Origin of the sequence: Streptacidiphilus sp. EB129 (genome assembly GCF_041262645.1) — a bacterium.
Classification (GTDB): domain Bacteria; phylum Actinomycetota; class Actinomycetes; order Streptomycetales; family Streptomycetaceae; genus Streptacidiphilus.
This window is the reverse complement of record NZ_JBGCCS010000036.1, coordinates 59,320-67,436: the sequence shown is the minus strand read 5'-3', so window position 1 is coordinate 67,436 and position 8,117 is coordinate 59,320. Positions and strand designations below refer to the sequence as shown.

Genomic DNA, 8,117 nt, shown 5'->3' with positions numbered 1-8,117 from the left:
GAGAATCCCCGATGGCTCAGCTCTTCCGCACAAACGACAACGCCATACCTGACCTGCGAAAACAGTCGATCAAGTTCGGTACGAAAACGGCGTCTAAGGAACTGCGCTTCGATGACATGGAGTCGACCGTCGGCCCGTACCAGGGCTTCAGGGTCTACAAGATGTCCAAGCTCGCCCAGATGATCTTCGCCTTGGAGCTGGACCGGCGGCTGCGGTCCGCGGGCAGCACGGTCGCCAGCCTGGTCGCCCATCCTGGCGGAGCACTCGACGGGCTGACCCCGTCGCGCCCGCCCGTCCACGCACGCCGGGCGGCGGACCTGCTCAAGGCACTGCCCAAGTCACCACTGGCTCAAGGCAAGCATGCGGCAGCCTGGCCCGCGGTGCGGGCGCTGATCGACCCCGCCGTTGAAGGCGGTCAGCTATGGGGGCCCCGGCTGGCACGGTCAAAGGGACTGCCGGTGCTGGAGCGACCCACTCGGCTCATGCAGGACGCCGCGAGCGCGAATCGCTTGTGGGCATGGACTGAACAGGCCACGGGCATCTCCTGGTCCGCAGAGTCTCTGCAGCCGTAGTGAAGTGAACGCCGCACCAATCGAGGCCCGCATGCTGCTTGCTGGGGGCAGGCCAGTTGCCGTGGTCAAGGATGTGGCCAACCGGTCGGATCCACGGCAGCGTTCCTGAGAGAACACCATGCGGCCCCGCGGCACCGCGCCAAGCAGTCACAGGGCCTCGGCAGGCTGGAGCAGGCTCATCTCACTGCGTCCGCCCGTGTCCTCGGCGGCGGACGGAAGGATCGGATGGGTAGCGGCTGCCGGGTCGGTGCGGCCCTCCTGGCACGGGAATCTGTCGTGGGCTCGATGATTCGCGCGGCAGATCTCACATGCTCGTGCCGGTCGGCCCCTATCGGGCGCGATATCGCACAGCGTGTGCGAGGGTGCCTTGTTGCCGTGTTCGCTGTCTTCGGCGCCGTGGCGGGTCCAGCGCACCACGACGGTGCCTTCAGCCGGTGGCACACACAGAATGCGAGCGGGAAGCGCAGGTTCGAAGAGAATGAGTCACGGTTCAACGGCGCGACCTGGAGCCTTGGGACTGATCGGCAGGCAAGGCGAGTGCGCTCGCCTCGATGGCCTGCTCGCCGCAGTCGCGCACGCGGGCGAGAGCCGCACCCTGGTCGTGTACGGAGAGGCGGGCGTCGGCAAGACCGCGCTGCTGGACTACCTGGCCGACCAGGGCCGCGACTGCCGGGTACTGCGTACGGTCGGCGTGCAGTCGGACATGGAGCTGGCCTTCGCGACCCTGCACCAGGTGTGCGTTCCACTCCTGGACGGGCTGGACGTCCTGCCTTCGCCGCAACGCGACGCGCTGCGGGTCGCGTTCGGCCTCAGTGCCGGGCCGGCGCCCGACGGCTTCCTGATCGCGCTCGCCGTGCTCGGTCTGCTGTCCAACGCGGCCGAACAGCAGCCGGTGCTGTGCCTGGTCGACGACGTTCAGTGGCTCGATCACGCATCCGCGCGCGTTCTCGCGTTCGTCGCACGCCGCCTGGAGGCCGACTCCGTGGGGCTGGTCTTCGGGTCCCGCCTGGTGAGCGAGGAGCTGGCGGCTCTGCCTCGCCTGATCGTCCACGGCCTGCGGGAGGCGGACGCGCGCCTGCTGCTGGACACGGTGCTGACCGGTCCGATCGATCCGAGAGTGCGCGACCAGATCGTCGCCGAGACCGGCGGCAACCCACTCGCACTCCACGAGCTGCCGCGCGGGTTGACCGCGGCCCAACTGGCCGGCGGCTTCAACCTGCCGGCCGTCACACCGCTCGTGGGCAGCATCCAGGAGGCCTACGAAAGGCGCGTGCGGGCGCTCCCGGACCCGAGCCGGACGCTGCTCCTGCTGGCAGCAGCCGATCCGACCGGGGACTCGGCGCTGGTCTGGCGCGCGGCCGCCCTGCTCGGGATCCATGCCAGTGCCGTACTGCCGGTGGCCAACGCCCAGCTGGCCGAGTTCGGCACCCGCGTCTCCTTCCGCCATCCGCTCGCCCGCTCGGCGACTTATCAGTCGGCCACGGCACAGGAGCGGCTCGCCGTCCACGAGTCGCTGGCCGAGGTGACCGATCCCCGGCTCGACCCGGACCGGCGCGCCTGGCACCAGGCCCAGGCCTGTGCCGGTCCGGACGACGCCGTCGCCGCCGAACTTGAGCAGCGCGCCGCACGTGCCCAGGCACGCGGTGGCCTGTCGGCAGCTGCCGCGTTTCTGCGCCAGGCCGCGGTGCTCACGCTCGATGCCGGGGAGCGGGCCAGGCGCGCGCTCGACGCGGCCGAGGCCAAGCTCCGGGCCGGGGCTTTCGACGAGGCCAGGGACCTGCTGGTGATGGCCGAACGCGAGTCGCTCAGTGAACTGCGGCGTGCCCGCGTCGACCTGATGCGGGCGCAGCTCGCGTTCGTCGCCGACCGGGGCGGAGACGCCCCCGCCCTGCTGCTCGCGGCGGCGAAACGATTGGAGTCCATCGACCCGGACCTGGCCCGGGACACCTACCTGGACGCCCTGATCGCCGCCATCTTCGCCGGCCCATTGGCGGGGGCCGGAGGAGACGTGCTGGACGCCGCACGGGCCGCAGCCGCCGCACCTGCGCCACGCCGCGCACCCAACGTCGTCGACGCGCTCCTTGACGGCACGGCGGCGGGCCTTCACCAGGGCTACGCCGCAGGAGTGCCCATCCTGCGCCAAGCCCTGGTCGACTACGGCCCAGACATGTCGGTCGAGGAGGAACTGCGGTGGATGTGGCTGGCCTGCACCACCGCGATGCGCATCTGGGACGACGCACTCCTCGACCGGCTCACCACCCGGTACCTGACGCTCGCCCGGGAATCCGGGGCACTCAGCGAGCTGCCGCTCGCCCTCGTCGCACGCGTCTACATGCTGAGCTTCTCCGGCGACCTGGCGGCCGCCGCAGTGCTGTGCGACGAACTCCAGACCGTCATGGACGCGACCGGCGGCAGCCTCGTCCCGTACAGCCCCATGGGCCTCGCGGCCCTGCGTGGCGACGAACCCCAGGCCACTGCCCTGATCGAGACCGCCCTCAAGGAGGCCGCCCACCGCGGAGAGGGAACCGGGGTCGTCTTCGCCAACTGCGCGCGCGCCACGCTCAACAACGGCCTCGGGCGGTACGAGGAGGCCATGGCTGCAGGGCTGCGCGCCACCGCCTACGACCGGGACCTCGGCGAGCTGTGCTGGTCCCTGATCGAGCTGACCGAGGCCGCGGCCCGCTGCGGAGCCACCGAGACCGCCGCCAGCGCCGTCGGGCGACTGAGCGAGATGGCCGACAGCAGCGGCACCGACTGGGTCTGCGGCGTCCGAGCACGTTCCCAGGCCCTGCTGTGCCAGGGCGAGGAAGCCGAGCGGCTGCACCAGGAGGCGATCCTTCACCTCGGTCGGACCCGGATGCGCGTCGACCTTGCCCGCGCACACCTCCTGTACGGCGAATGGCTGCGCAGGGAGCGCCGCCGCATCGACGCCCGCGAGCAACTGGGCGCTGCCTACGAGATGTTCCACGCCATGGGGATCGAAGGGTTCGCGGAACGCGCAGACCGGGAACTGCAGGCCACCGGGAAGACCGCTCGGAAACGCGCGGGCAGCGGCGTCGACGGCAACGAGCTGACCGCCCAGGAGACCCAGATCGCGCGACTGGCCCGGGACGGGCTGTCCAACCCGGAGATCGGGGCCCGACTCTTCATCAGCGCCCACACCGTCCAGTACCACCTGCGGAAGGTCTTCGCCAAGCTCGGCATCACCTCGCGCAGCCAACTCGACCGTGTTCTGAGTGATGACCACCCGGTCGCAGACAAGCGGCACTAGCCACCGGGGGATGCGACAAGCAGAGGCGGCAAAGCACAGTAATGGTGCGTCCCGGGGATTGTGGCAGCCGCCACAAGAGGGCCAGCTTCGATGGTTCCCGAGCGTGACTCTTTTCCGTGTATGAAGGAGAGATCGCCATGACCGACCCGGGCAAGTCCAGTGTCGTGCTCGTTCACGGAGCCTTCGCCGACGCCTCCGGTTTCACTGGTGTCATCAGCGAGTTGCTCGCCTCCGGCCACTCAGTGGTCGCACCGCCGAACCCGCTGCGCGGCCTGGGCGATGACGCCGCGGCGATCCAGGCGGTGGTCGCCGCCATTGACGGCCCGGTCGTGCTGGTGGGCCACTCCTACGGAGGCGCCGTGATCACGCAGGCGTCCGCGTCGCTCGACAACGTCACGGCCCTTGTCTACCTGGCCGCCTTCAGCCTGAACGAGGGCGAAAGCTGCTCCACGGTGCAGGAGCCCTTCCCGCCTTCCATGCTCGCCGACACGGTCCGGCCGACCCTGTACGACGCGCCCGGAGCCGGCGGCGGCCCCGACCTGTACATCGACCCCGCGGGATTCCGTGAGACGTTCTGCGCCGACGTCGCCGTGAACCTGGCACAGGCCATGTGCGCGGCCCAGCGCCCGCTCGCGGCGGCCGCCTTCACCGAGAACGCCACCGCCGCCGGCTGGAAGCGCCTCCCCACCTGGTACCAGGTCGCCCGCCACGACCATGCCATCCCCCCGGACGCCCAGCGCTACATGGCCGGCCGCATGGGTTCCACCGTCGAGGAGATCGACGGCTCCCACAGCGCGTTCATCGCGCAGCCGGCCGCCGCAGCCGACATCATCCGGCGGGCACTGGCCAAGTCCTGAGCGAGCCTCGGGACGGACCTCCCCAGCCCGCTCGATCACGAAACCGCGTGGCACCGCACGGTCCTCGTCGGCCCCGTGCGGCCACCCTGCCGACCTGGGCCCCCAGTGACCACTGTCGCGAACAGTCGGCGATGTGGGCTGCCCACGCTACGGGCTCCGACCAAGGGAGCCCTTCACACCATCTGGAAGATCGGAGTGCAACCATGAAGCGCAATGTCATGATCACCAGTCTTGCGGCCGCGGCAGCGGTCGCGGCGTCGGTGCTCGCCTTCAACCCGAGCGCCAACGCCGACGTCCACTCCGGGCCGGCCCACTCCGCCGTGCAGGCCGCCGCGGTCGCGAAGCCCACCGTCGTGCTCGTGCACGGCGCCTGGGCCGACGCCTCCGGCTGGACCCCTGTGGCCGAGCGTCTGGAGAAGGACGGCTACACCGTCCAGGCGCCGCCGAACCCGCTGCGCGGCCTCACCTCCGACGCGCAGTACCTGGCCAGCTACCTCAAGCAGATCAAGGGTCCGATCATCCTGGTCGGCCACTCCTACGGCGGGGCCGTCATCACCAACGCCGCCCTCGGCAACCCGAACGTCAAGGCGCTGGTCTACATCGCCGCCTTCGCACCCGCCCAGGGCGACTCGCTGGCCACCCTCAACGCCCGGCCCGTGGCCCACCCCATCCCGCCCGTCCCGGTGATGCCCTCGGCCTACCCCAAGGCGGACGGCACCGCCGGCACCGAGCTGACCATCGACCCCGCCAAGTACAGCAGCGTCTTCGTCGGCAACGAGCTGCCGAAGTGGGAGGCCGAGGCGTTCGCCGCCGAACAGCGGCCGCTCAGCGTCGACTCCGCCGTCCAGAAGTCCGGCGCCCCCGCCTGGGCCTCGATCCCCTCCTGGTACATGGTCGCCACGGAAGACCACGCCATCTCGCCCGACCTCGAGCGCTTCATGGCGCACCGGGCCCACGCCCAGACCGTCGAGGTCGACGGACCGCACCTGATCATGTTCACCAACCCCGGCCCCGTCACCGCCCTCATCGAGCGAGCCTCCAGGGCAACGGTGCACTGAACCTCTCGTCGGGGTTCCCCGCGGGGAACCCCGACGACCCTGTCGATCCGGGCGGAGTCTTTAGCTCAGTGACCAGCCTGCGCGCGTCACCTCGGTCCGCAAGCAAAGAAACTCAGAACATCCAGCGAGCCCACACGTCGGACGCAGGCCCTGGGCAAGCGCTCCGTTCTTCACTCTCTCCCCGGCGGCCCGCTACCCGGTCGCCATCGAGCAGAACTTCACGGTCGCCGAATGGGTCCTCACCTATGGCGCGAGCAAGGGCCTGGACGCCACCCGAATCGCCGTCGCCGGTGACAGCGTCGGCGGCAACATGTCAGCCGCGCTCACCTTGATGGCCAAGGAGCGCCGTACCGTCCCGCTGCGCGCCCAGGTCCTCTTCTACCCTGTCACGGACGCGAGCTTCGACACCGGCTCCTACCACCAGTTCGCCGAAGGCTACTTCCTGCGCCGCGACGGCATGCGGTGGTTCTGGGACCAGTACACCACCGACTCCGCGAAGCGCGACGAGATCACCGCCTCCCCACTGCGCGCCACCACTGACCAGTTGTCCGGTCTGCCGCCGGCGCTCGTCATCACCGGCGAGGCCGACGTCCTGCGCGACGAGGGCGAGGACTATGCCAGCAAGCTCCGCCGGGCCGGCGTCCCCGTCACTGCCGTTCGTTACCAGGGGATCGTCCATGACTTCGTCATGCTGAACGCCCTGCGTCGCACCAACGCCGCCGGGGCCGCCATCGCCCAGGCCACCACCTTCCTGCGCAGCGCCCTGTACACGGGCTGACGCAGCGGCAAGGTAGCCAGCGTGACCTCCACGGCATACAAGACCCCGCGCGAGGCAATTTCCACGCCCATTGCATGCAAATCAAACACTTTCCGGGAGTGCATCTTTGGGGAAGGCGGAATCCGCTGGACCCATGGGAGGCGATTCATGTGCGACCTGGTAGCGAAATCACTGTCCGGATGAGATTGGAAGATCGACGACTATGGGTGCCACAGTGCGGCCGCTCAACAAATGGAGTCAAAGCCGCCCCTCGGCCGGGGAATTGCTGCAGAGCGCCCGGGGCCTGGTTGAACTACTAGCAGAAGAGTCCATCGAAACAGAGGCGCAGGGCAGGCTCTCTGATCGCAGCGCCGAAGCGTTGCGTGAGGCGGGGTTCCTGTCGCTGTTTGCGCCTGCCGAGTTCGGGGGGCTGGAAGCCGACATCACGACAGCCTCGGAGGTGTTCCGCCATTTGGCGCACGGATGCGGATCGAGCGCATGGACCGCAATGCTGCTTTCCGGCGGTTCTTATCTGGCCGCTCTGTTGGGCACCCGGGTGCGCAAGGAGGTCTGGGGGAATGATCCCCGTGCGGTGGTCTGCGGAGGTTTTGGTATGGCGCAGAAAGCCGTGCGAGTCGCAGGCGGACTTCAGATCAGTGGCCGCTGGCAGCCGTTGACCGGATCTGACCACGCCCAGTGGGCTCTGCTGGGCGTGCCGGTGGTGGATGCTGATGGCGTTGTCGTGGATCGAGGAATGGCGCTGGTGCCGATGACCGTCGCGACCATCGAGCGGACCTGGCGAGTGGCCGGCATGCAAGGAACTGGCAGCAACTCCGTCGTCATCGACACGGCCATCGTTCCCGACCATCGCATCCTTTCGCTGAGCAAGCTGCTGGCGGGCGATTACTCGACTCGCTTTTCGAGTGGAAGCATCTACTCCGCGCCACCCATCCCTTTTAGCTCGGTAACGATGCTGGGGCCCCTCATCGGAATGGCTGAGGCCGCGCTTGAAACCACGCTGGCGCGTTTGAAGGCAGGTAAACCCCTGAATGGCACGATCTACGCCAAAGCAGAAGATTCTCCAGTCATCCAGCTGAGCGTGAGCGATGCGGGTGCCTCTCTCGAATCAGCGAAGCTGCACACCGAACGAGCTGTGGGTGATGTTGCACGCAACATCACGGGCGAATCAATCATGCAACTGGGTGATCGAGCACGCATCCGCATGGATCTCGGAATCGCAGCCGAATACATCCGCAGTGCAATCAGTCTACTTCTCGACGCCGGCGGTTCGAGTAGTTTTGCAATAGACGAACCGGTCCAGCAGATTTGGCGGAATATCGAGGTTGCTTCCCGGCATCAGCTGATTTCCTACGCTCTGAGCCGCGATGTGTACGCACGTTCGCTCTTTGGTGTGCCGAACCAGGCTACGGCCTTTCTGTGAGTCACGCACCGGCCGAGGCGCGGCCAGTCGATGTAGGCGCAGGCCTGCGGGGATTGCCCCGTGGCGAGTTTCCATAATCCCTACGGGAGACCGTGCCTGCGCCTGCATCCTCCCTCATCCCTACCGTTCTTCTTGACCAGCTCCACAATCAGCGTCCTGGA

At 68.4% G+C, this 8,117-nt stretch carries 4 protein-coding genes and 2 pseudogenes; all 6 read left to right on the top strand.

Annotation, left to right across the window (positions count from 1 at the left end):
• Positions 1 to 572 (top strand): annotated as a pseudogene (locus ABH925_RS31270) (hypothetical protein); the annotation flags it as partial.
• 511 nt (positions 573 to 1,083) lie between these two features.
• On the top strand, positions 1,084 to 3,843 hold the full coding sequence (locus tag ABH925_RS31265) for an AAA family ATPase (RefSeq protein WP_370153445.1): 2,760 nt from the start codon (positions 1,084 to 1,086) through the stop codon (positions 3,841 to 3,843).
• Between the two features lie 137 nt (positions 3,844 to 3,980).
• Positions 3,981 to 4,700 carry an alpha/beta hydrolase gene (locus ABH925_RS31260; protein ID WP_370153443.1) on the top strand — a complete coding sequence of 240 codons (720 nt, stop codon included), beginning with the start codon at positions 3,981 to 3,983 and terminating at the stop codon, positions 4,698 to 4,700.
• Between the two features lie 203 nt (positions 4,701 to 4,903).
• Entirely contained in the window at positions 4,904 to 5,758 is an 855-nt protein-coding gene (locus tag ABH925_RS31255; RefSeq protein ID WP_370153441.1) for an alpha/beta fold hydrolase, read from the top strand.
• Between the two features lie 169 nt (positions 5,759 to 5,927).
• Positions 5,928 to 6,536 (top strand): annotated as a pseudogene (locus ABH925_RS31250) (alpha/beta hydrolase); the annotation flags it as partial.
• A 202-nt stretch (positions 6,537 to 6,738) separates the two neighbouring features.
• Positions 6,739 to 7,956, top strand: a complete 1,218-nt coding sequence (locus ABH925_RS31245; RefSeq protein ID WP_370153439.1) for an acyl-CoA dehydrogenase family protein — start codon at positions 6,739 to 6,741, stop codon at positions 7,954 to 7,956.
• Positions 7,957 to 8,117 lie beyond the last annotated feature (161 nt).

Coding starts and splice junctions, on each gene's coding strand:
- ABH925_RS31260 (WP_370153443.1), top strand. CDS start 3,981: ATGACCGACCCGGGCAAGTCCAGTGTCGTGCTCGTTCACGGAGCCTTC.
- ABH925_RS31255 (WP_370153441.1), top strand. CDS start 4,904: ATGAAGCGCAATGTCATGATCACCAGTCTTGCGGCCGCGGCAGCGGTC.
- ABH925_RS31245 (WP_370153439.1), top strand. CDS start 6,739: ATGGGTGCCACAGTGCGGCCGCTCAACAAATGGAGTCAAAGCCGCCCC.